Source organism: Kitasatospora sp. NPDC085464 (assembly GCF_044541955.1).
GTDB lineage: Bacteria > Actinomycetota > Actinomycetes > Streptomycetales > Streptomycetaceae > Kitasatospora.
In genome coordinates, this window is record NZ_JBITTM010000019.1 from 141861 (window position 1) to 162283 (window position 20423).

General features: G+C 74.4%; 16 protein-coding genes. 12 read left to right on the forward strand and 4 right to left on the reverse strand.

The window, feature by feature from the left end:
• Positions 1-124: 124 nt before the first annotated feature.
• From ACIGG8_RS18945 to sucD, 3 genes are all read left to right on the forward strand, one after another.
• Positions 125-1291 carry a VWA domain-containing protein gene (locus tag ACIGG8_RS18945; protein ID WP_396549250.1) on the forward strand — a complete coding sequence of 389 codons (1167 nt, stop codon included), beginning with the start codon at positions 125-127 and terminating at the stop codon, positions 1289-1291.
• A 303-nt stretch (positions 1292-1594) separates the two neighbouring features.
• Positions 1595-2767 (forward strand): ADP-forming succinate--CoA ligase subunit beta, encoded by a 1173-nt coding sequence (sucC, locus tag ACIGG8_RS18950; protein ID WP_396549251.1) that lies wholly within the window; start codon positions 1595-1597, stop codon positions 2765-2767.
• Positions 2768-2785: 18 nt separating this feature from the next.
• Positions 2786-3676, forward strand: coding sequence for a succinate--CoA ligase subunit alpha (gene sucD, locus ACIGG8_RS18955; protein WP_350519965.1), 891 nt, complete (start codon positions 2786-2788; stop codon positions 3674-3676).
• Between the two features lie 105 nt (positions 3677-3781).
• Here sucD and ACIGG8_RS18960 read toward each other — a convergent pair whose 3' ends face one another.
• Positions 3782-6061: a LuxR C-terminal-related transcriptional regulator gene (locus tag ACIGG8_RS18960; protein ID WP_396549252.1), complete on the reverse strand. Its 2280-nt coding sequence runs from the start codon at positions 6059-6061 to the stop codon at positions 3782-3784.
• Positions 6062-6193: 132 nt separating this feature from the next.
• On the opposite strand from ACIGG8_RS18960, the gene ACIGG8_RS18965 reads away from it, so the two are divergent.
• Positions 6194-7606 (forward strand): DUF6350 family protein, encoded by a 1413-nt coding sequence (locus ACIGG8_RS18965; protein WP_396549254.1) that lies wholly within the window; start codon positions 6194-6196, stop codon positions 7604-7606.
• Between the two features lie 29 nt (positions 7607-7635).
• On the opposite strand, the gene ACIGG8_RS18970 is transcribed toward ACIGG8_RS18965, so the two are convergent.
• On the reverse strand, positions 7636-8298 hold the full coding sequence (locus tag ACIGG8_RS18970; RefSeq protein ID WP_396549255.1) for a hypothetical protein: 663 nt from the start codon (positions 8296-8298) through the stop codon (positions 7636-7638).
• A gap of 438 nt (positions 8299-8736) precedes the next feature.
• Between ACIGG8_RS18970 and purN the strand changes: the two genes are divergently transcribed.
• Complete coding sequence (purN, locus tag ACIGG8_RS18975) at positions 8737-9396, forward strand: phosphoribosylglycinamide formyltransferase (RefSeq protein WP_396549257.1); 660 nt, start codon at positions 8737-8739, stop codon at positions 9394-9396.
• Complete coding sequence (gene purH, locus ACIGG8_RS18980; RefSeq protein WP_396549259.1) at positions 9393-10970, forward strand: bifunctional phosphoribosylaminoimidazolecarboxamide formyltransferase/IMP cyclohydrolase; 1578 nt, start codon at positions 9393-9395, stop codon at positions 10968-10970. The genes purN and purH overlap by 4 nt, the downstream gene beginning before the upstream one ends.
• An 88-nt stretch (positions 10971-11058) precedes the next feature.
• Here the strand turns inward: purH and ACIGG8_RS18985 are convergent, their stop codons facing one another.
• Positions 11059-11673, reverse strand: a complete 615-nt coding sequence (locus ACIGG8_RS18985) for a hypothetical protein (protein WP_350519971.1) — start codon at positions 11671-11673, stop codon at positions 11059-11061.
• Between the two features lie 501 nt (positions 11674-12174).
• Here ACIGG8_RS18985 and ACIGG8_RS18990 point away from each other — a divergent pair.
• The 6 genes from ACIGG8_RS18990 to ACIGG8_RS19015 all read left to right on the forward strand — a co-directional run bounded on the left by ACIGG8_RS18990 (position 12175) and on the right by ACIGG8_RS19015 (position 17773).
• On the forward strand, positions 12175-13029 hold the full coding sequence (locus ACIGG8_RS18990; RefSeq protein ID WP_350519972.1) for a bifunctional methylenetetrahydrofolate dehydrogenase/methenyltetrahydrofolate cyclohydrolase: 855 nt from the start codon (positions 12175-12177) through the stop codon (positions 13027-13029).
• Between the two features lie 19 nt (positions 13030-13048).
• Positions 13049-13474: a DUF3017 domain-containing protein gene (locus ACIGG8_RS18995; RefSeq protein WP_350519973.1), complete on the forward strand. Its 426-nt coding sequence runs from the start codon at positions 13049-13051 to the stop codon at positions 13472-13474.
• A 246-nt stretch (positions 13475-13720) separates the two neighbouring features.
• A complete protein-coding gene (locus ACIGG8_RS19000; protein ID WP_350519974.1) occupies positions 13721-14713 on the forward strand; it encodes a malate dehydrogenase in 993 nt (330 codons plus the stop codon).
• Positions 14714-14825: 112 nt separating this feature from the next.
• On the forward strand, positions 14826-16151 hold the full coding sequence (locus ACIGG8_RS19005) for a hemolysin family protein (RefSeq protein ID WP_396549262.1): 1326 nt from the start codon (positions 14826-14828) through the stop codon (positions 16149-16151).
• Between the two features lie 30 nt (positions 16152-16181).
• The gene (trpS, locus tag ACIGG8_RS19010; protein ID WP_350519976.1) at positions 16182-17222 is read left to right on the forward strand and encodes a tryptophan--tRNA ligase; all 1041 of its coding nucleotides are present in this window, start codon (positions 16182-16184) and stop codon (positions 17220-17222) included.
• Entirely contained in the window at positions 17219-17773 is a 555-nt protein-coding gene (locus ACIGG8_RS19015) for a 2'-5' RNA ligase family protein (protein ID WP_396549264.1), read from the forward strand. The genes trpS and ACIGG8_RS19015 overlap by 4 nt, the downstream gene beginning before the upstream one ends.
• On the opposite strand, the gene ACIGG8_RS19020 is transcribed toward ACIGG8_RS19015, so the two are convergent.
• A complete protein-coding gene (locus tag ACIGG8_RS19020) occupies positions 17758-20319 on the reverse strand; it encodes a CDP-glycerol glycerophosphotransferase family protein (protein WP_396549266.1) in 2562 nt (853 codons plus the stop codon). The genes ACIGG8_RS19015 and ACIGG8_RS19020 overlap by 16 nt on opposite strands.
• Between the last annotated feature and the right edge of the window lie 104 nt (positions 20320-20423).

Sequence of the window (20423 nt, forward strand, 5' to 3'; positions counted from 1 at the left end):
CGGCACCCGGCACCCGGCCCGCCCGGCACCCCTCACGCCCGGCCCGCCCGCCACGCCCGGCCCGCCCGGCACCCGCACCACCGACACCCGCACCACCCGACATCCGCTGAAGGAGGAGGACGAGATGGCAACGCCCACGACCGACGAACGGCTGCGCCGCTGGCGGCTGGTGCTCGGCGGCGAGGCCGACGGTACGGGCTGCACCCTGCGCGGCCGGGACGCCGCGATGGACGGCGCCCTCGCCGCGCTCTACCGCGGCGCGCCCGAGGACGGCGGCCGGGCGGGCCGCGGCGGCCGCCGCAGCGCCGGACTGGGCGGCTCGGCCCCGCAGGTGGCCCGCTGGCTGGGCGACATCCGGACGTACTTCCCGTCCACCGTCGTCCAGCTGATGCAGCAGGACGCGATCACCCGGCTCGGCCTGGACCGGCTGCTGCTGGAGCCGGAGATGCTGGAGGCCGTCGAACCGGACGTCCACCTGGTCGGCACCCTGCTCTCGCTGAAGCACGCGCTGCCCGAGACCACCCGGGAGTCCGCCCGGGCGGTGGTCGGCAAGGTGGTCGCCGACCTGGAGCGCCGGCTCGCCGACCGCACCCGGGCCGTCGTGGGCGGCGCCCTGGACCGCAGTGCCAGGGTCGACCGCCCCCGGCACCGCGACATCGACTGGGACCGGACGATCCGGGCCAACCTGAAGAACTACCTGCCCGAGCACGGCACCGTCGTCCCCGAGCGGCTGGTGGGCTACGCCCGCGCCCAGCGCGCGGTGAAGAAGGACGTCATCCTCTGCATCGACCAGTCGGGCTCGATGGCGTCCTCGGTCGTGCACTCGGCGGTCTTCGGCGCGGTGCTCGCCTCGATGCGCACCCTGGACACCCGGCTGGTCGTCTTCGACACCTCGGTGGTCGACCTCACCGAGCAGCTCAGCGACCCGGTGGACGTCCTGTTCGCGACGCGGCTCGGCGGCGGCACCGACATCAACCGCGCGCTCGCCTACTGCCAGTCGAGGATCACCCGCCCCTCCGAGACCGTCGTCGTGCTGATCAGCGACCTCTACGAGGGCGGCATCCGGGACGGCATGCTCAAGCGGGTCGCCGCGATGAAGGCGGCTGGCGTCCAGTTCATCGCCCTGCTCGCGCTCTCCGACGAAGGTGCGCCCGCCTACGACCACGCGCACGCCGCCGCTCTGGCCGCCCTCGGCGCGCCGGCCTTCGCCTGCACCCCGGACGCCTTCCCCGGGATCATGGCCGCGGCCATCGAGAAGCGCCCGATCGCGGTGCCTGACCAGGGGGTGTGACGGATTCACCCGGACGCGGGAATCCACCCGATCGGTGGACGGGGCGTTCACCGGGACGCTCTAGGGTGTCTGTGACGGTTCTCACCCAAGACGGGCAGGCCCCCGGGCGGAACAGTCCCGTCCCACGGGGATAACCTGCCAGACGGACGTGACGCGCGTGTTGATTGACGTGTGCGCCCGTGGCTGTGTGGGCCGCAAGGCCGTACCTCTGCGTACCCGCACCGCCCCGACGACCCGCAGCGAAGATCCTGCCGTGGCACGCTCGTAGAGACACAATCCGCGACCACGAACAAGGACAAACACGTGGACCTGTTCGAGTACCAGGCGAGGGACCTCTTCGCCAAGCACGGCGTGCCCGTGCTTGACGGCGATGTCATCGAGACCGCCGCAGACGCTGCCGCCATCGCGGAGCGCTTCGGCGGCCGCGCCGTCGTCAAGGCTCAGGTGAAGGTGGGTGGCCGAGGCAAGGCCGGTGGCGTCAAGCTCGCCGCCGACCCGGCGGACGCCGTCGCCAAGGCCGAGCAGATCCTCGGCATGGACATCAAGGGCCACACCGTTCACAAGGTGATGCTGGCCCAGACCGCGGACATCAAGGACGAGTACTACGTCTCGTTCCTGCTGGACCGCACCAACCGCACCTTCCTGGCCATGGCCAGCGTAGAGGGCGGCGTGGAGATCGAGGTCGTCGCCGAGCAGAACCCCGAGGCGCTCGCCAAGATCCCGGTCGACGCCAACGAGGGCTGCACCCCGGAGAAGGCCGCCGAGATCGTCGCCGCGGCGAAGTTCCCGGCCGAGATCGCCGACCAGGTCGCCGAGGTCCTGCAGAAGCTGTGGACCGTCTTCATCAAGGAGGACGCCCTCCTTGTCGAGGTCAACCCGCTGATCAAGTCCGGTGACGGCAAGATCATCGCGCTCGACGGCAAGGTCTCCCTGGACGAGAACGCCGAGTTCCGCCAGCCCGAGCACGAGGCCCTGGAGGACAAGGCCGCGGCCAACCCGCTGGAGGCCGCCGCCAAGGCCAAGGGCCTGAACTACGTCAAGCTCGACGGCCAGGTCGGCATCATCGGCAACGGCGCGGGCCTCGTCATGAGCACCCTCGACGTGGTCGCCTACGCCGGTGAGAAGCACGGCGGCGTCAAGCCCGCCAACTTCCTCGACATCGGTGGCGGCGCGTCCGCCGAGGTCATGGCGAACGGCCTGGAGATCATCCTGGGCGACCCCGACGTCAAGTCGGTCTTCGTCAACGTCTTCGGCGGCATCACCGCGTGCGACGCGGTCGCCAACGGCATCGTCCAGGCCCTCGCGCTCCTGGAGAGCAAGGGCGAGAACGTCACCAAGCCGCTGGTCGTCCGCCTGGACGGCAACAACGCGGAGCTGGGTCGCAAGATCCTCGACGACGCCAACCACCCGCTGGTCCAGCGCGTGGACACCATGGACGGCGCCGCTGACCGCGCCGCCGAGCTGGCCAACAAGTAAGGAAGGGGACTTAACACCATGGCTATCTTCCTTACCAAGGACAGCAAGGTCATCGTCCAGGGCATGACCGGCGCCGAGGGCATGAAGCACACCCGCCGCATGCTCGCCTCCGGCACCCAGATCGTCGGCGGTGTCAACCCGCGCAAGGCCGGCACCACGGTCGACGTCGACGGCACCGAGATCCCGGTCTTCGGCTCCGTCGCCGAGGCGATGGAGAAGACCGGCGCCGACGTCTCGGTCCTCTTCGTGCCGCCGGCCTTCACCAAGGCCGCCGTCGTCGAGGCCATCGACGCCGAGATCGGCCTGGCCGTCGTCATCACCGAGGGCGTTCCGGTGCACGACACCGCCGCCTTCTGGGCGCACGCCGGTGCCAAGGGCAACAAGACCCGCATCATCGGCCCGAACTGCCCCGGTCTGATCAGCCCCGGACAGTCGAACGCCGGCATCATCCCGGCCGACATCACCACCTCCGGCAAGATCGGCCTGGTCTCGAAGTCCGGCACCCTGACGTACCAGCTCATGTACGAGCTGCGCGACATCGGCTTCACCTCGGCCGTCGGCATCGGTGGCGACCCGGTCATCGGCACCACCCACATCGACGCTCTCAAGGCCTTCCAGGAGGACCCGGAGACCGAGATCATCGTCATGATCGGTGAGATCGGTGGCGACGCCGAGGAGCGTGCCGCGGACTTCATCAAGGCGAACGTGACCAAGCCGGTCGTCGGCTACGTCGCGGGCTTCACCGCCCCCGAGGGCAAGACCATGGGCCACGCCGGCGCCATCGTCTCCGGCTCCTCGGGCACCGCCCAGGCGAAGAAGGAGGCCCTGGAGGCCGCCGGTGTCAAGGTCGGCAAGACGCCGTCCGAGACCGCCCGCCTGGCCCGCGAGATCATCGCCGCCCAGGCCTGATCCCCGCGCCGAAGCGCAGCGAGCGCCCCCGCCCTCCCCGGGCGGGGGCGCTCGCCTGTTCTCGGCGGCCCGTCTCTCGGCGACCCCTCTCTCGGGGCCTGTCCCTCAGTGACCCGTCGGCCCCGTCGTGCAGGGCAGCGGCGACCACATCCGGCAGGCCGCCGGACCCCGCGGCGGCGGGGCGTCCGCTCCCCGGGCCGCCGCCGGGAGCTCCCAGCGCGCGACCGCCTGGGTGTGCGGCTCCACCAGCACCGCCTCCAGCCCCGGCGCCGGGCTGCACCACAGGCTGCTGATCCCGTTCGGCGCCCCGCCCGGCAGCACCGGCACGCCCGGTTCCTGCGCCTCGCCGACCGGCAGGCACAGCGAGGGCGTCGGCGGATCCGACGGCCGGAACAGCACCGCAGGCCGCACCCCCGCCAGAGTCGCCAGCGTCGCCCCGCCCACCGCCACCGTCAGCAGCGCCGCCGCGCCCGTCCGGCTCGCCGTCCACAACCGGTGCCGGGCCCGCAGCACCGGGATCGGCGAGCGGTGCGGCTGGGGGCAACCCCGGACCGCCGCCCGGTGCAGCAGCCGGCTCAGCCCGTCCGCGAACCCCGGCGCCGCCGGATCCGGCCCCACCAGGTCCGGCACCCACAGCGCCAGCGCCGTCCGGGCCGTCCACACCCGCCCCTCGGCGGCCGCCTGCGTCGACTCCACCTCCACGGCGATGGCCGCCGCCGTCAGCCCCAGTCCGTCGTGCAGCACCAGCGCCCGGCGCTGCGGCCGCGACAGGCGCTTGAGGGCCTTCAGCAACGCGCGGTCCCGGTCGGTCAGCCGGTCGTGGTCCGGCAGGACCGCCTGCGACTCGTCCGCCGGCCGCACCTTGATCCGCCGGTGCGGAAGGCTCCACGCGTGCGCCCGCCGCGGCCCGCCCCGGTGCCACGGCGACAGTGCCAGCTCGAAGGCCCGCAGCCGCACCCACCCCTCCGGATCACCCGATCCGGCCACCGCGGGCCACCTGCGCCGCGCCTCCCCGAAGGCCCGCCGCACACAGTGCACCGCGCGGTGGCGGCAGGCGGTCAGCAGGAACGCCTGCTGCACCAGGCGGGTGTGCGCCGATTCGTACAGCTCCTCGAAGGTCGGCGCCGGGAGGTCGGCGGGGAGCGGTGCGGCCGGCGGGACGGCCGGTGACGGGTCGCGGTCCTGCCCGGCCGCGGCGGGCGGGGGCGTGTCCGGACCCGGTTGCGCCCGCCCGCCGCCGGAGCGGCGCTGCGGCCCCTCCGCCGTGGCGGCCTGGGGAGTCCCCGTCGGCTCCTCGCGGTCCGGTACGGCGCCCGAGGGGGCCGTGCGGTCGGCGGAGGGGGGTTGCCGGTGCTCCGGAGCGGGAGCTTCGGCCTTGCCGTCGCGCTCCTCCCGGGCGGCCTGCTGCGCGCGGCCGACGTCGGCCGGTCGCGGTCCGTCCTCGTCCGCGGCACCGCTTCTCCCGTGTGCCGCCGTCTCAGCCGGTGCGGTCTCCTTCGCGACGACCGGTGCCGTAGTCGCGACGACCGGTGCGGTACGGCCCCGTCGTCCTCGCCGTGCGGCGGCCGACGGTGCCGGGCCGCTGACGGCGCCGGTGCGCGGCCCCTCGTCGGCTGCCGGAGCGGTGTCGGGGCGGTTCGGCGGGGTGGCGCGGTCGGGACGGGTGGCCGGACGCCCGCGCGCGGGCGTGTGCGCCGTGTCTCCGCGCTCCGGCCGGGCGCGCTGCGCCGACCGGCCGCGTCGGGCGCCGGTGGCCGGGCCCCGCCCGTCAGCCGTGGGCGCCTCCTCCCGGTCCGGGACCGTGGGGGCCGCGGCCCGGGGGTTCGCGGGCGGGGGCGCCGCCGTCGGCCCGGTTGGTGCCACGCGGGCGTTGCCGTCGCGTCCGCCGTCGCGTCCGCCGTCGCGTCCGCCGTCGCGTCCGGCGTCGCGTCCGGCGCCGCTCCCGGAGACCGGGAGCCCGTCCGGCGCGCCCGCGGCGTCGGGGCGCCCCGACGCCTGCGCGCCGGTCGGTGCGGCTGCGCCGTAGGCGGTCGGCCGGCCGTTGGAGGAGACGGGGCCGAGGGAGGACGGGGTGAGACCGGCGAAGTTCGCCGGGCCCGGGGGCGGGACGTACGGCAGGGAGCCCGCGGCGAGGGTGACGGCCTCGGCCGCGCTGGAGGCGCCGAGCTTCCGCATGGCGCGCAGGAGGTAGCTGCGGGCGGTGGTGGGGGTGACGCCGAGGGAGGCGGCGGTGCGGGGGAGGTCGTGGCCGGCGGCGAGGTGGGCGAGGGTCTGGGCCTCACGGGGAGTCAGTTTCCGCAGCAGGCGCGCCGGGGAGTGGTCGGCGCGGGCGGGGTCGCGGTGGCGCTCGGGGGTGGGGGAGTCCGCGGTCGGCGGCGTGGTCATCAGACACTCCGGGCCGGGGTGCCGACGGTGCGGGGGCAGGGTCTGAAAATGCGCATAAGCCAATAATCTGGGACACGGCGGCGGTTTGCCGCTTCACGGAGCATGGCGAGTCGCCTTGGCACGATGTGGCGCATGACGCAGCTGATGGGCCGTCCGATCCTGGAGGCGCCGGGAGAATTGGGCGGACGCCCCGCGCTGGCCGACCTGTTGGCGGGGGTGCGGACGGCGCTGGTCGGCTTGGCGGCGGTCGGGGCGCCGGTGTTCGGCCTGTGGGTGGTGACGCCGTACGCGGACGACGGCGCGGCCGCTGCCACCCGGTTGGCGGGGGTCCTCTGGCTGCTCGGGCACGGCGCGCCGGTGCTGCGCGGGGAGGCGGACACCCCACTGACCGTCACTCCGCTGCTGCTGGGCGTCCTGGCCGTGGTCCGGCTCCACCGGGCCGGCGCCGCAGTGGCGGCCCGGCGCGGACTGCGCTCGCGCTGGGGCGGGCCGGTGGCCCTGTGGGCGGGCTACTGCGCGGTGGCGGTCGCGGTCGCGGTCGCGCTGCACGGTGCGGGCGCCGGGCTGTTCCGCAGCAGGGTGATGCCGGACGTCCTGGTGGTCGCGCTGGTGGCGGCCCTCGCGACGGCTGCCGGGGTCCGCTCGGTCGACGCCGGGGGCGGCCCGTTCGCCGGCTTCCCGCTGGACCGCCTCCCGCCGCCGTGCCGTCCGGCCGGCGGCGCGGCGGTGGTGCGTGCCGCGGCGGTGGCGGCCGGGGCCGGGCTGGTCGCCGCGGGTGGGGTGCTGGTGGCCCTGTCGGCGGTGCTGGACGCGGCGACCGGCGGCGGCCGCGGGATGGCGCTGCTGGGGCGAGGGCCCGCCGCGGTGCTGGGGTTGTCGCTGCTCGCGCTGGTGCTGCTGCCGAACGCGGTGCTGTGGGGCGCGGCGTACGCGCTGGGCCCCGGGTTCGCGGTGGGCGCCGGGACGGTGGTGTCGCCGGACGGTACGGCGCTGGGGCCGGTGCCGGAGTTCCCGTTGTTCGCGCTGCTGCCGGCCGACGGTCCGGGCGGCTGGCGGTGGGCGGCGCTGGTGCTGCCGCTGCTGGCCGGGGTGGTGCCGGCGGTGCTGCTCGGCCGGGCGGCGGCGGGCCGGCGGGGCCCGGCCGGGGCGACCGGAGGCGACGAGGAGGGCGCCGGGCCCTGGCCGCCCGCCGCGACGGTGACGGCCGCGCTGGCGGCGGCCCTCGTGGTGGGGGCGGGGGCGGCGCTGCTGGGCTGGCTGTCCGGCGGGGCGCTGGCGGGCGGGCGGATGGCCCGGCTGGGGCCGGTGCCGTGGTCGACGGGCCTGGCGGCGGCGGGCTGGTTCGCGCTGGTGGCCGTCCCGGGCGCCCTGCTCGTCCGGCACCTGGTGCTCGCCCCCGCGGACGGCGGGGGCGTGTACGCGAGGCTCGCGCGGCAGGCGCACCGGGGCGCACTGCGACTGCGCGCCCGTACGTACGCCCTCGTGCTGCACCTGTCCGGGCCCGCCCGCGAGCCCGCGGAGCCGGAGGCGGACCCGCTCGACTGACGGACCGTCGCGCGGGCGGGCCGCCCGGGCTACTCGGCGTTCCCGGTGAAGTCCACGTACCACGGCGGCGCGTAGCGGTCGCAGTTCTGGGCTCCGACGGAGGTCAGCGAGTCGCGGACGCAGGTGACGTACGCGCGGTAGTGGTAGTTGAGGCCGACCACCGAGGTGGCGACCACGACGGTCATCGCACCGGTCAGGATCCCGGCGAGCGCGGCCGGGACGAGCGGGTTCGGCGCCGAGCCCCCGCGGGCCGGGCCGACCGGGCCGACCGGGCTCGCCGTGGCGGCCGGACCCGCCGGCGCACCGGCCGCGCCCGGGGCGGGCCGCGGGCTCCGCAGGGCGGCGACGCCCCAGACGATGCCGAGCACCCCGACCAGCAGGGCGATCCAGTGGAACCCCGTGAACAGGCAGACCAGCGCGAACGGCCCGGCCAGCGCGGCGTTGCGGGCCCGGCGGTGGGCCGGGTTCGTGGGGTCGAGCCGGGGCGGCTGCGGGGCCGGGGGCCGCCGACCGGGCTCGCCCTCGCCCTGGCCGGAGCCCCACGGCGGCGGGAGCTGCGGGCGCTCGCCACCCTGACCGCCGGAGCCGTCCCCGCCGGTCCAGGGGCTGCGCGGCTGCCACGGCTGGTCCGGGGCGTCCGCCGGCGGCGGCGCGAAGGGGTTGCGCTCGTCGGTGTCGTCGCCGCTGCTCATGGGTTCAGCCAATCCTTGTCGGTCGGAGCTCGGCCGGAGCTCGGCGGGAGCCGGGCCGGGGCCCGCGGTCGTCGCGGTCCCGCGGTCGGCGCGGTCGGCGCGGTCTCCCGCGCCCCCCAATGATCCCGCAGCCGTTCGCCGACCGACCGGCGGGCCGGTGCCCGGGCCCGGTCGGCCCCCGCCGGGCCGGGCACAACTCCGGTGCGGCGGGCCCGAGGAGATCCCCGTCTCAACTACGCGCGTAGCGCCGCCGGGAGGGTTCGGAGGCCGTCCGACCAGCCGTTATCGTGGTGACGGTCAGCAGCTCACATCGGTTCCCGGGGCCCGCGTCGCGGCGGGTTTTCCTGGTGTTCCCCCTCGCTCGACCTGCCGTTCGTAGTGGCCCCACCGCCGGTGGACGTACCAGCGCACGGCGCCCGACCTACGGAGAATCGCGCAGTGGCCGCCGCCCCCGCCCAGCACTTCCCGCCCCGTACGTCCGGACCGGCTCGCCTGGTGGTGCTGGTCTCCGGCTCCGGAACCAACCTGCAGGCGCTGCTGGACGCCGTCGCGGATCCGGCCTACGGCGCCGAGGTCCTCGCCGTCGGGGCGGACCGGGACGGGATCGCCGGCCTGGAGCGCGCCGTGAAGGCGGGCCTGCCGACCTTCGTTCACCGGGTGAAGGACTTCCCGGACCGGGCCGCCTGGGACCGCGCGCTGACCGCCTCCGTCGCCGAGTACGAGCCGGACCTGGTGGTCACGGCCGGATTCATGAAGATCCTCGGCCCCGAGTTCATCGCCGCCTTCGCCGGGCGGATCGTCAACACCCATCCCGCACTGCTGCCCGCCTTCCCCGGCGCCCACGGCGTCACCGACGCGCTCGCGTACGGCGTGAAGGTCACCGGCTGCACCGTCCACCTGGTCGACGCCGGCGTGGACACCGGGCCGATCATCGCGCAGGGCGTCGTCGAGGTCGTCGACGCCGACCACGCCGATGGCGGCGACGCGCTGCACGAGCGCATCAAGACTGTCGAGCGCAAGCTGCTCGTCGACGTCGTGGGCCGGCTGGCCCGCGAGGGTCACCGCATCGAGGACCGAAAGGTATGGATCCCGGCATGAGTGCCAGCTCCACCACCACGCCCGTTTCGGAGAACGTCCGTCCGATCCGTCGCGCGCTGATCAGCGTGTACGACAAGACCGGTCTGGAGGAGCTGGCCCAGGGCCTGCACGCCGCCGGGGTCGCCATCGTCTCCACCGGCTCCACCGCCGGCCGGATCGCCGCCGCCGGTGTCCCGGTGACCGAGGTCTCCGAGCTGACCGGCTTCCCGGAGTGCCTGGACGGGCGCGTGAAGACGCTCCACCCCCGCGTGCACGCCGGTGTGCTGGCCGACCTGCGCCTGGAGTCGCACCGCGCGCAGCTGGCCGAGCTGGGCGTCGAGCCCTTCGACCTGGTCGTGGTGAACCTCTACCCGTTCAAGGCCACCGTCGCCTCCGGCGCCACCCCGGACGAGTGCGTCGAGCAGATCGACATCGGCGGCCCGAGCATGGTCCGCGCCGCCGCCAAGAACCACCCCTCGGTGGCCGTCGTGGTCGACCCGGCCCGCTACGAGGACGTGCTGACCGCCGTCCGCGAGGGCGGCTTCGACCTGGCCACCCGCAAGCGCCTGGCCGGTGCCGCGTTCGCCCACACCGCCGCCTACGACGTGGCCGTCGCCTCCTGGTTCGAGGCCGGCTACGCGCCGAGCGACGAGCACTTCCCCGAGTTCCTGGGCTCGACCTGGGAGCGGCAGAACGTGCTGCGCTACGGCGAGAACCCGCACCAGGGCGCCGCGCTCTACAGCGACGGCACCGGCGGCCTGGCCGGCGCGCAGCAGCTGCACGGCAAGGAGATGTCGTACAACAACTACGTCGACACCGACGCCGCCCGCCGCGCCGCCTACGACCACGCCGAGCCGGCCGTGGCGATCATCAAGCACGCCAACCCGTGCGGCATCGGGACCGGCGCCGACGTCGCCGAGGCGCACCGCAAGGCGCACGATTGCGACCCGGTCTCCGCGTACGGCGGCGTCATCGCGGTCAACCGCCCGGTCACCGTCGAGCTGGCCGAGCAGATCGCCCCGATCTTCACCGAGGTCGTCGTGGCCCCCGGCTACGAGGACGGCGCCCTGGAGGTGCTGACCCGCAAGAAGAACCTGCGGGTGCTGCTCGCCCCCGAGGCCCCGGCCAACCGCCAGGAGGTCCGCCCGATCTCCGGTGGCGTGCTGCTGCAGGACGCCGACCGGGTGCACGCCGAGGGCGACGACCCGGCGAACTGGACGCTCGCGACCGGTGAGGCGCTGTCGGAGGCCGAGCTGGCCGAGCTGGCCTTCGCCTGGCGGGCCTGCCGGGCTGTCAAGTCCAACGCGATCCTGCTGGCCAAGGACGGCGCCTCGGTCGGCGTCGGCATGGGCCAGGTCAACCGGGTCGACTCCTGCAAGCTCGCGGTCGAGCGGGCCGGCGAGCGGGCCAAGGGCGCGTACGCGGCCTCGGACGCCTTCTTCCCGTTCGCGGACGGCCCGGCGATCCTGATCGCCGCCGGGGTCAGGGCCATCGTCCAGCCCGGTGGTTCGATCCGCGACGAGGAGGTCGTCGCGGCGGCCGCCGAGGCCGGCGTGACCATGTACTTCACCGGTGCGCGGCACTTCTTCCACTGATGACGTGACGGCATGACAGAGCGGCCCGGCCCCCGAGGGGAGCCGGGCCGCTCTGTCATGCGGTACGGGCGGGGTTCCTACGGGCCGGTCAGTACCGCGGCCGGTTGAACCAGTCGACGCCCTCCCGGGTGCTCATGGCGACGATCCACAGCACGCAGATCCCGATCCACAGCACGCCGACCACCACGCCGAAGCCGCTGCCCGCGGCCTGGGCCTGGGTGCTCCCGGTGATCGCGCTGATCGTCACGAGCGCGCCGAGCAGCAGGGCGACCGAGCCGTACACGATGGTCGTGATCCGGGTCGCCGGGCCGCCCTTGCCGAACTTCACCCCGAGCGTGATCGAGAGCACCGAGGCGAGCAGGTACAGGATCCCGAGGACCAGCAGCACGCCCGCGGCCGCGTTGCCGAAGATCGCGGTGTCGCTGCTGGTGCTGTGCTGGTTGGCGACCGTCTTGGCGCTCGCGGCCACGATCAGCAGCAGGCCCGTGAGGAGGACCTGCACGCCGCCCACGACGAACAGCAGGACGCGGGCGGTCATCACCAGGCCCGGCATGGAGCGCGGCGGCGCCACCGGCGCGTAGCCGTACGCCGGGGGCTGCTGCGGGTAGCCGTACGCGGCCGGCGGGGCCTGCTGCGGGTAGCCGTAGCCCGGGGCGGCCGGCGGCTGGCCGTACGGGTTGTTCGGGTCGGGCGGGTAACTCATCGATGCCTCCGGGCAGTTACGGGGACGCGGGGACGGGACGGCGGAGGCCCCTGGTGCGGTCGCGAGTCGGGTCGGCGACAGCACGGGACGGTATCGGGGCGCGGTGACAGCCCGGCGGCGGTGGCGGGCGGTACGACCGGCTCAGCAGCGTGATGAACGGGCGAGCGCGGACCGGGACGGGCGCAGTGCGGCGGACGCGGCGCTGCGGCGGTCGGGCTGCTCGGACTGCTGTGGTCGGATCACTGGCTCTTTCCCCCGGATACGCCCCGCCGCGGTATCCGTCGGCCCGTCACCGGGCCTGGTTGCGGCAGGGTATGCGGGCAACATCGTCATCCGGACGGCAGCGCCCTGTCCAGCCGGTTCCGGCGCCGGGTCGAGACTGTGGCGCAACCGCAATGCGGTACGGACGTTCCGTACCCGTCCGGCCGTCCGACCGGCCGCCGCCGCGGGACCCGGCCGCCCGTGGTACGGCTCCCTGCCGCGATCCGGGAGAATGGGGTCATGACTGCCCAGATTCTCGATGGCAAGGCCACCGCCGCCGCGATCAAGTCCGAACTCGCCGCCCGCGTGGCGGCCCTCAAGGCGAAGGGCGTCACGCCCGGCCTCGGCACCGTCCTGGTCGGTGACGACCCGGGCAGCCGCTGGTACGTGAACGGCAAGCACAAGGACTGCGCCGAGGTCGGCATCGCCTCGATCCAGCGCGAGCTGCCCGCCACCGCCTCCCAGGAGGACGTGGAGAACGTCGTCCGCGAGCTCAACGCCGACCCGTCCTGCACCGGCTACATCGTCCAGCTGCCGCTGCCCAAGGGCCTGGACCAGAACCCGGTCCTGGAGCTGATGGACCCGGACAAGGACGCCGACGGCCTGCACCCGACCTCGCTGGGCCGGCTCGCCCTGGGCATCGACGGCCCGCTGCCCTGCACCCCGCTGGGCATCGTCGAGCTGCTGCGCCGCCACGACGTCGAGATCAACGGCGCCGAGGTGGTCGTGGTCGGCCGCGGCATCACGGTCGGCCGCTCGATCGGCCTGCTGCTGACCCGCCGCTCCGAGAACGCCACGGTGACCCTGTGCCACACCGGCACCCGGGACCTGAGCGCCCACCTGCGCAAGGCCGACATCATCGTGGCCGCCGCCGGCGTGCCGCACCTGGTCAAGCCGGAGGACGTCAAGCCGGGCGCCGCGGTGCTGGACGTGGGCGTCAGCCGCAGCGAGGGCAAGATCGTCGGCGACGTCCACCCGGGCGTGGCAGAGGTGGCCGGCTGGATCTCCCCGAACCCCGGCGGCGTGGGCCCGATGACCCGCGCGATGCTGCTCAACAACATCGTCGAGGCGGCCGAGCGCCGCGCCGGCATCTGACACCCCTGGGACGGCGAACATGACTGAACCGCGACCGGCGCGGTCCCGGCACAGGCCGGTGAAGACCACCGGCACCCTGCCGCCCGAGGGCTCGGCCGCGGCCCTCGGACGCGAGCACGCCCTGCCGGTCCGGCAGTGGCCGATAACGCTGGTCCTGCTGGTGGTCGGCGCCGGCCTCGCGGTCACCTGGTTCGCCGACTTCAAGGACGGCTTCAAGTACGGGCTGCTGATCCTCGGCGGCGGCGTGCTGCTCGGCGCGGTGCTGCGCCTGGTGCTGCCCGAGGTCGGGATGCTGGCGGTGCGCAGCCGCTTCACCGACGTGATCGTGCTGACCTTCCTGGGCGCCTCGATCGTGCTGCTGACCCTGGTCGCCCAGCCGAACCCGTGGGTGCAGATTCCGCTGCTGGACAACATCGGCCAGCTGATGGGCCGGCCCAAGCACTGACCGGCAGCACCGACCGGCCGGGGCGCCGACCGGTCCGGCCCGCCGCGGCCCCCGCCCCACTCCCCGGACTCCCGGGGCGGGGCGGGGGCCGCGGTGCGTCTGTGACGCATCAGCCACGCCCGCACACGCGGCGTACGCTTCCCTTTGCGATAACCTGACGCCGGTCTCTCGATGTCGAGAGACCATCCTCGGCTCCAGTGCGCCGGTGTGCCTGGGGCACCTGGCGATTTGCTGGAGAAGGTAGAAATGACCCGCACCCCCGTCAACGTCACCATCACCGGAGCCGCCGGCCAGATCGGCTACGCGCTGCTCTTCCGCATCGCCTCGGGCCACCTGCTCGGTGCCGACGTGCCGGTGAACCTGCGCCTCCTGGAGATCCCGCAGGGCCTGAAGGCCGCCGAGGGCACCGCCATGGAGCTCGTCGACTGCGCGTTCCCGCTGCTGCGCGACATCAAGATCACCGACAACCCGAACGAGGCCTTCGACGGCGCCAACGTCGCGCTGCTGGTCGGCGCCCGTCCGCGCACCGCCGGCATGGAGCGCGGCGACCTGCTGCAGGCCAACGGCGGCATCTTCGGCCCGCAGGGCAAGGCCATCAACGACCACGCCGCGGACGACATCAAGGTCCTGGTCGTCGGCAACCCGGCCAACACCAACGCCCTGATCGCCCAGCGCAACGCCCCGGACGTCCCGGCCGAGCGCTTCACCGCGATGACCCGCCTGGACCACAACCGCGCCGTCGGCCAGCTGTCCGCCAAGACCGGCGCCCTGGTCTCGGACATCAAGCGCGTCACCATCTGGGGCAACCACTCCGCGACCCAGTACCCGGACGTCTTCCAGGCCGAGATCGCCGGCAAGCCGGCCTTCGAGGCCGTCGGCAGCGACCTGGCCTGGCTGGAGAACGACTTCATCCCGACCGTCGCCAAGCGCGGCGCCGCCATCATCGAGGCCCGCGGCGCCTCCTCGGCCGCCTCGGCCGCCAACGCCGCCATCGACCACGTCCACACCTGGGTCAACGGCACCGCCGAGGGTGACTGGACCTCCATGGGTGTCGTCTCCGACGGCTCCTACGGCGTCCCGGCCGGCCTGATCTCCTCCTTCCCGGTCACCACCAAGGACGGCAAGTTCGAGATCGTCCAGGGCCTGGAGATCTCCGACTTCTCGCGCGCCCGCATCGACGCCTCGGTCCAGGAGCTGACCGAGGAGCGCGACGCGGTCCAGGAGCTGGGCCTCATCTGAGCCCGCCCGCACCGCAGCACCGGCGGCCCGCCGACTTCCCCCCGGGGAAGCGGCGGGCCGCCGCCGTGTCCGGCCTCGGGGCCCCGCACCGGCCGCCCTACACTGGCCCGCTGTGAACGAAACCCTCGGGGACGCCGCGCTCGTCCTCGTCTTCATCCTGCTGGGCGGGCTCTTCAACGTCGCCGAGATCTCGCTGATCTCGCTGCGCGAGGGCCAGATCCGGACGCTGGAGTCGCACGGCACCCGGCGCTCGGCGCGGGCCGCGCACCTGGCCGCCGACCCCAACCGCTTCCTGGCCGCCGTCCAGGTCGGGGTGACCTGCATGGGCTTCCTGTCCGCCGCCTTCGGCGCTGACACCCTGGCGGGCAAGCTCGCCCCGGTGTTCGTCCGGGCGGGCCTGTCCGAGGGCGTGGCCGACGCGGTCGCCCTGGTCGGCCTCACCCTGGTGATCAGCTACGTCTCGCTGGTGCTCGGCGAGCTGACCCCCAAGCGGATCGGCCTGCAGCGCGCCGAGTCCATCGCGGTGATCGCCGCCCCGGTGGTGGACGTGATGTCGGTCGTGCTGCGCCCGGTGATCTGGCTGCTGGGCCACTCCACCAACCTGATGGTCCGCCTGCTCGGCGGGGACCCGACGGCCGGGCGCGGCTCGATGAGCTCCGAGGAGCTGCGCGGCCTGGTCGCCGCCAACACCGAACTGGGCAGCGACGAGCGGGCGTTGATCGCCGACGTGTTCGCCGCCGGCGAGCGCCAGCTGCGCGAGGTGATGGTCCCGCGCACCGAGGTGACCTTCCTGGACGCCGAGCGCCCGCTGGCCGCCGTGCGGCACCAGGCCGACACCTCCCCGCACTCGCGCTACCCGGTGGTCGAGGGCAGCGCCGACGCGGTGGTCGGCTTCGTCCACGTCCGCGACCTGTACGGCGCGCGCGGCGGGCAGGCCGCCAAGGTCCGCGACCTGGCCCGCCCGGTGAAGCTGCTGCCCGGCACCAAGCGGGTGCTGGAGGCGATGGGCGAGATGCGCCGCGAGGGCCACCACCTGGCCATCGTGGTGGACGAGTACGGCGGCACCGCCGGGATCGTCACCCTGGAGGACCTGGTCGAGGAGGTGATCGGCGAGATCCGCGACGAGTACGACCGGCCGGAGTCCGCCCCCACCCGTCGGCTGGCCGGCGGCGGCATGGAGCTGGACGGCCTGCTCAACCTCGGGGACTTCGCCGAGGAGACCGGCGTCACCCTGCCCGAGGGTCCCTACGAGACGGTGGCCGGCTGCCTGGTCGCCTCGCTCGGCCGGCTGCCCCGGGACGGCGACCAGGTGCGCGTCCCGCTGGACGGCGGCGGCGGGGTGCTGCTGACGGTGGCCAAGGTCGAGGGCCGGCGGATCGCCCGGGTGAGGGTGAGTGCCGTCACACTGGCCGAACCTCCGGGGGCGGACGTTTCCTGAGCGACCGGTGGAACTGGAAGAATGGCCCGCATGGTCAACGCAGCGGTCACCGGTCCGGTCAAGGAGCGTCCCCGGGTGCTCTCCGGCATCCAGCCCACCTCCGGCTCGTTCCACCTCGGCAACTACCTGGGCGCGGTGCGCCAGTGGGTCGACCTGCAGAAGGACAACGACGCCTTCTACATGGTCGTCGACCTGCACGCGATCACGGTGCCGCAGGACCCGGCGACGCTGCGCGAGAACACCCGGATCTCCGCCGCCCAGCTGCTCGGCGCGGGCCTGGACCCGGACCACTGCACGCTCTTCGTCCAGTCGCACGTGCCCGAACACGCGCAGCTCGCCTGGGTGATGAACTGCCTCACCGGCTTCGGCGAGGCCTCGCGGATGACCCAGTTCAAGGACAAGTCCTCCCGCTACGGCTCCGAGAGCACCACCGTCGGCCTGTTCACCTACCCGATCCTGCAGATCGCGGACATCCTGCTCTACCAGGCCGACGCCGTGCCGGTGGGCGAGGACCAGCGCCAGCACGTGGAGATCACCCGCGACATCGCCGACCGCTTCAACACCCGCTACAGCCCGACCTTCACGGTGCCGAAGCCGTACATCCTCAAGGAGACGGCGAAGATCCAGGACCTCCAGGACCCGGCCGTCAAGATGAGCAAGTCGGCCTCCTCGCCCAAGGGTCTGGTGAGCCTGCTGGACGACCCGAAGGTCAGCGCCAAGAAGTTCAAGAGCGCCGTCACCGACACCGGCACCGTCGTGTCCTACGACGAGGAGGAGAAGCCGGGCGTCTCCAACCTGCTGCGCATCCACTCCGCGCTCAGCGGGCAGTCCGTCGAGCAGCTGGTCGCGCACTTCGAGGGCAAGATGTACGGCGCCCTGAAGACCGAGCTGGCCGAGCTGTTCACCGAGTGGGTCACCCCCTTCCAGGAGCGCACCCGCACCTTCCTGGACGACCCGGCCGAGCTGGACCGGGTGCTGGCGATCGGCGCCGAGAAGGCCCGCGACGTGGCGTCGGCGACGCTGGAGACGGTGTACGACCGGATCGGCTTCCTCCCGGCCGCCAAGCGGTGACTCCCCTCACACACCTGCCCGGTGGTGGCGACCTCCCGGAGGTCGTCACCATCGGCGTGTCCGTGAGCGTCCCGGACCCGCACGGCGCGGCGATCCAGGACGCCCGGGCCGGGCACGGCGATCCGCTGGCCCGGTCGATACCGACGCACGTCACGCTGCTGCCGCCGACCGAGGTGCCGGCCGACGCGCTGCCGAAGATCGAGGAGCACCTGGCGGCGGTCGCCGCCGCGCACCGGCCGTTCCGGATGCTGCTGCGCGGCAGCGGCACCTTCCGCCCGGTCTCCCCGGTGGTGTACGTCCGGGTCGAGGAGGGCGCGCAGGAGTGCCGGCTGCTGGAGGCGGACGTCCGCTCCGGCCCGCTGGCCCGCGAGCTGGCCTTTCCGTACCACCCGCACGTGACGGTCGCCCACGGCCTGCCGGACGACGTGCTGGACCAGGCGTACGAGCAGGCGCGCGGCTTCCGGGCGTCCTTCGTGGTGCCGGGCTTCGGTCTCTCCCGGTTCGACGCGGACGAGGTCTGGCGGCCCTGGCGGAGCTACTCCTTCTCCTGACGGCGGTTCCGGCGCGCTCCCGGCGCCGCCCGGGACCGGCCCGCGGCGGGCTGCGCCCCGAGCATCCGGTCGACCACCCGGCGGGCCGCACCGCCGTCGTCCAGCGCGCAGTGCTCGGCCTGGAAGCGCCGGTAGCGCTCGGCGTAGCCGGGGGGTAACCCGCCGCCGCGGTCGGCGAGTTCGCGCAGCGCGCCGAGCAGTTCGGCGGAGGTCGGCACCAGCGGGCCCGGGGCGTTCGGCTCGAAGTCGAAGTAGAAGCCGCGCAGGGTGTCGCGGTAGTGCTCCAGGTCGTAGGTGAAGAAGTACATCGGACGGCCGGTGATCGCGAAGTCGAACATGATCGACGAGTAGTCGGTCACCAGCACGTCCGCGACCAGGAGCAGTTCCTGCGGGTCGGGGTAGTCGCCGCAGTCGTACCGGAAGCCGTCCCCCGCGCCCGGCAGGGGCTCGCGCACGTGCGCGTGCGGGCGGACCAGCAGCACGTGGTCCCGGCCGAGCAGCCGACGGGCGTGGTCGAGGTCCAGCCGCAGGTCGAGCCGGAAGCCGTCGCCGTCGCCGCGCCGCTGGTCCTCGCGCCAGGTCGGCGCGTACAGCACGATCCGCTTGCCGTCGGGGACGCCGAGCCGGCGGCGGACGGCCGCGGCGGTCCGCGGGTCCGGGCGGGCGAGCACGTCGTTGCGCGGGTAGCCGGACTCCAGCACCTCGCCGCCGTAGCGGAAGGCGCGGCGCAGGATCGGGGTGGCGAACGGGCTGGGGGAGAGCAGCAGGCTCCACTGCGGGGTCTCCCGGTCGAGCGCCGCCAGGTAGCCGTGGTCGGCCAGCCAGGGGTTCTCGACGTCGTGGGCGATCCGTTTCAGCAGCGAGCCGTGCCAGGTCTGCACGACGACCTGGCCGGGGCGGCGCTCCAGGAAGTCCGGGAAGTGCGTGTTGCCGACCAGGTAGCGGCAGGTGGCCAGCGCCCGGTACCACTCGGGGCTCCAGACCCGCACCGGGGTGACCCCGGCCGGCACCGCGGCCTGCGCGTCGTCGACGGCCCACAGGTGCGCCAACGGCGCGCTGCGGCGCACGAGTTCGGCGTGCACCGCGCGCGGGGAGTCGGCGTAGCCGCGGCCGCCGAACACGTCGTAGAGCACCGCGTCGCGCAGCGGTGCGCGGCGGGCGGCCGGGTAGTGCTCGGCGCGCTGCCGGCGCTGCGTCCAGGCGCTGCGCTCGGCGGCGCTGAGCACCGGGGTGGAGTCCACCAGCAGGGTGTCGTGCCAGCGGCGCTGCAGCAGGATCCGCTTGCCGCCGGCCGTGGCGGCGGCGGGGACGGCGGGCAGTGCGGCGGGGGCGGCGAGCAGCGACCGGCCCGGCCCGGCGCCGTCGGGCGGCTCCAGCGAGGCCTCCCAGATGCCCTTGCGCAGCGGCAGTGCGGCGCCGTCCGAGCCGGTGCGGGTGGCGGGCACCCGGGCCAGGAAGCGGCCGTCCGGGCCGCTCGCGACCGGGCCGCGGACCTCGCTCGCGGTGCCGGAGTGCCGCAGCACCAGCTCCAGGCGGTCCGCGGCCGGCTCCGGGCAGTGCCCGGAGAGCTCGAAGCCGTCGGCCCGCACCGCGATCCGGTCGACCAGGCCGACCGCGGGCTGGACGCAGAGCTGGAGGCGGCCGTCGGCGAGGTGCTTGAGGTAGAGCACGCGGTCGTGGGTGTCGGGCAGCGGGTGCTGGCCGGCCACCGGGCCGCCGCGCTCGTCGAGGCACAGCTGCTCGGTGCCGCCGTCCGGCCGCAGCAGTTCGGCGTCCCAGTGCTCCAGGTCCCCGCGGCCGCGCCCCTCGGCGGTGAACGGCCGGTACGGCAGCCGGACGGTGAAGCTGTCGCCGCCACGGGTGAGCGGCTGCTCGATCACCGCGTCGCTCTGCCGGTGGCGCAGCCGCAGCACGGTGCCGGCCGGGCAGGAGTCGGCGACGCCGCCGAGGCCGAGACCGACGGCGGTGCGGGCGGCCCGGGTGATCCGGACGGCCGGGCGTTCGAGCCGCAGCCGCAGCCGGCCGTCCTCGAAGTACGGCTGGAGGCGGACGTCGTGGTCCACCCAGCAGGCCGGCGGGTACTCGCCGGAGCCGCACCAGTGCGGGGCCAGGGCGCCGTAGTGGCGGCGCACCCGGACGGCGCGCGGGCGGGTGAAGAGGGTGGTCTCGATCCGCCAGTCGCCGAGCAGCCACCGGCCGTCCCGGCGCAGCCGGCCGGGCGCCAGCAGGACGGTGAAACCGGACCAGTCGTGGTTGTGCTCGGGCCGGGCGCTGTCGTCGGTGACCTCGGGCATCCTGCGGGGTCTGGAGCGCAGGTGCAGCGGCGGTGCGTCCGCGTCCTCGTGGCGCAGGGTCAGCCAGGTCCAGGCGGATCCGGGGCGGCGGGTGTCCAGGCCCTGGGGGCGGGCGAAGCCGGTGAGTTCCAGGCCGCGGTCGTGCCAGCGGGCGCGCAGCAGGCCGAACACCACGTCCCCCTCGTCCGCGGGGCGCGCGGTGGTCACCCGGGGAGCGGCGTGCGGCAGGACGAGCCGGGTGAGCACAGGCATGGTGGTCGGAGCCCTTCGGAATGGAAATTCACATCCCATCCGGAAATGGCTGCAAAGGCAACTGCACGCTTTTTCGAATTACCTGGGGAATTCATTTCCGGGAA

Coding starts and splice junctions, on each gene's coding strand:
- ACIGG8_RS18945 (WP_396549250.1), top strand. CDS start 125: ATGGCAACGCCCACGACCGACGAACGGCTGCGCCGCTGGCGGCTGGTG.
- sucD (WP_350519965.1), top strand. CDS start 2,786: ATGGCTATCTTCCTTACCAAGGACAGCAAGGTCATCGTCCAGGGCATG.
- ACIGG8_RS18960 (WP_396549252.1), bottom strand. CDS start 6,061: ATGACCACGCCGCCGACCGCGGACTCCCCCACCCCCGAGCGCCACCGC.
- ACIGG8_RS18965 (WP_396549254.1), top strand. CDS start 6,194: ATGACGCAGCTGATGGGCCGTCCGATCCTGGAGGCGCCGGGAGAATTG.
- ACIGG8_RS18970 (WP_396549255.1), bottom strand. CDS start 8,298: ATGAGCAGCGGCGACGACACCGACGAGCGCAACCCCTTCGCGCCGCCG.
- purH (WP_396549259.1), top strand. CDS start 9,393: ATGAGTGCCAGCTCCACCACCACGCCCGTTTCGGAGAACGTCCGTCCG.
- ACIGG8_RS18985 (WP_350519971.1), bottom strand. CDS start 11,673: ATGAGTTACCCGCCCGACCCGAACAACCCGTACGGCCAGCCGCCGGCC.
- ACIGG8_RS18990 (WP_350519972.1), top strand. CDS start 12,175: ATGACTGCCCAGATTCTCGATGGCAAGGCCACCGCCGCCGCGATCAAG.
- ACIGG8_RS18995 (WP_350519973.1), top strand. CDS start 13,049: ATGACTGAACCGCGACCGGCGCGGTCCCGGCACAGGCCGGTGAAGACC.
- ACIGG8_RS19000 (WP_350519974.1), top strand. CDS start 13,721: ATGACCCGCACCCCCGTCAACGTCACCATCACCGGAGCCGCCGGCCAG.
- trpS (WP_350519976.1), top strand. CDS start 16,182: ATGGTCAACGCAGCGGTCACCGGTCCGGTCAAGGAGCGTCCCCGGGTG.
- ACIGG8_RS19020 (WP_396549266.1), bottom strand. CDS start 20,319: ATGCCTGTGCTCACCCGGCTCGTCCTGCCGCACGCCGCTCCCCGGGTG.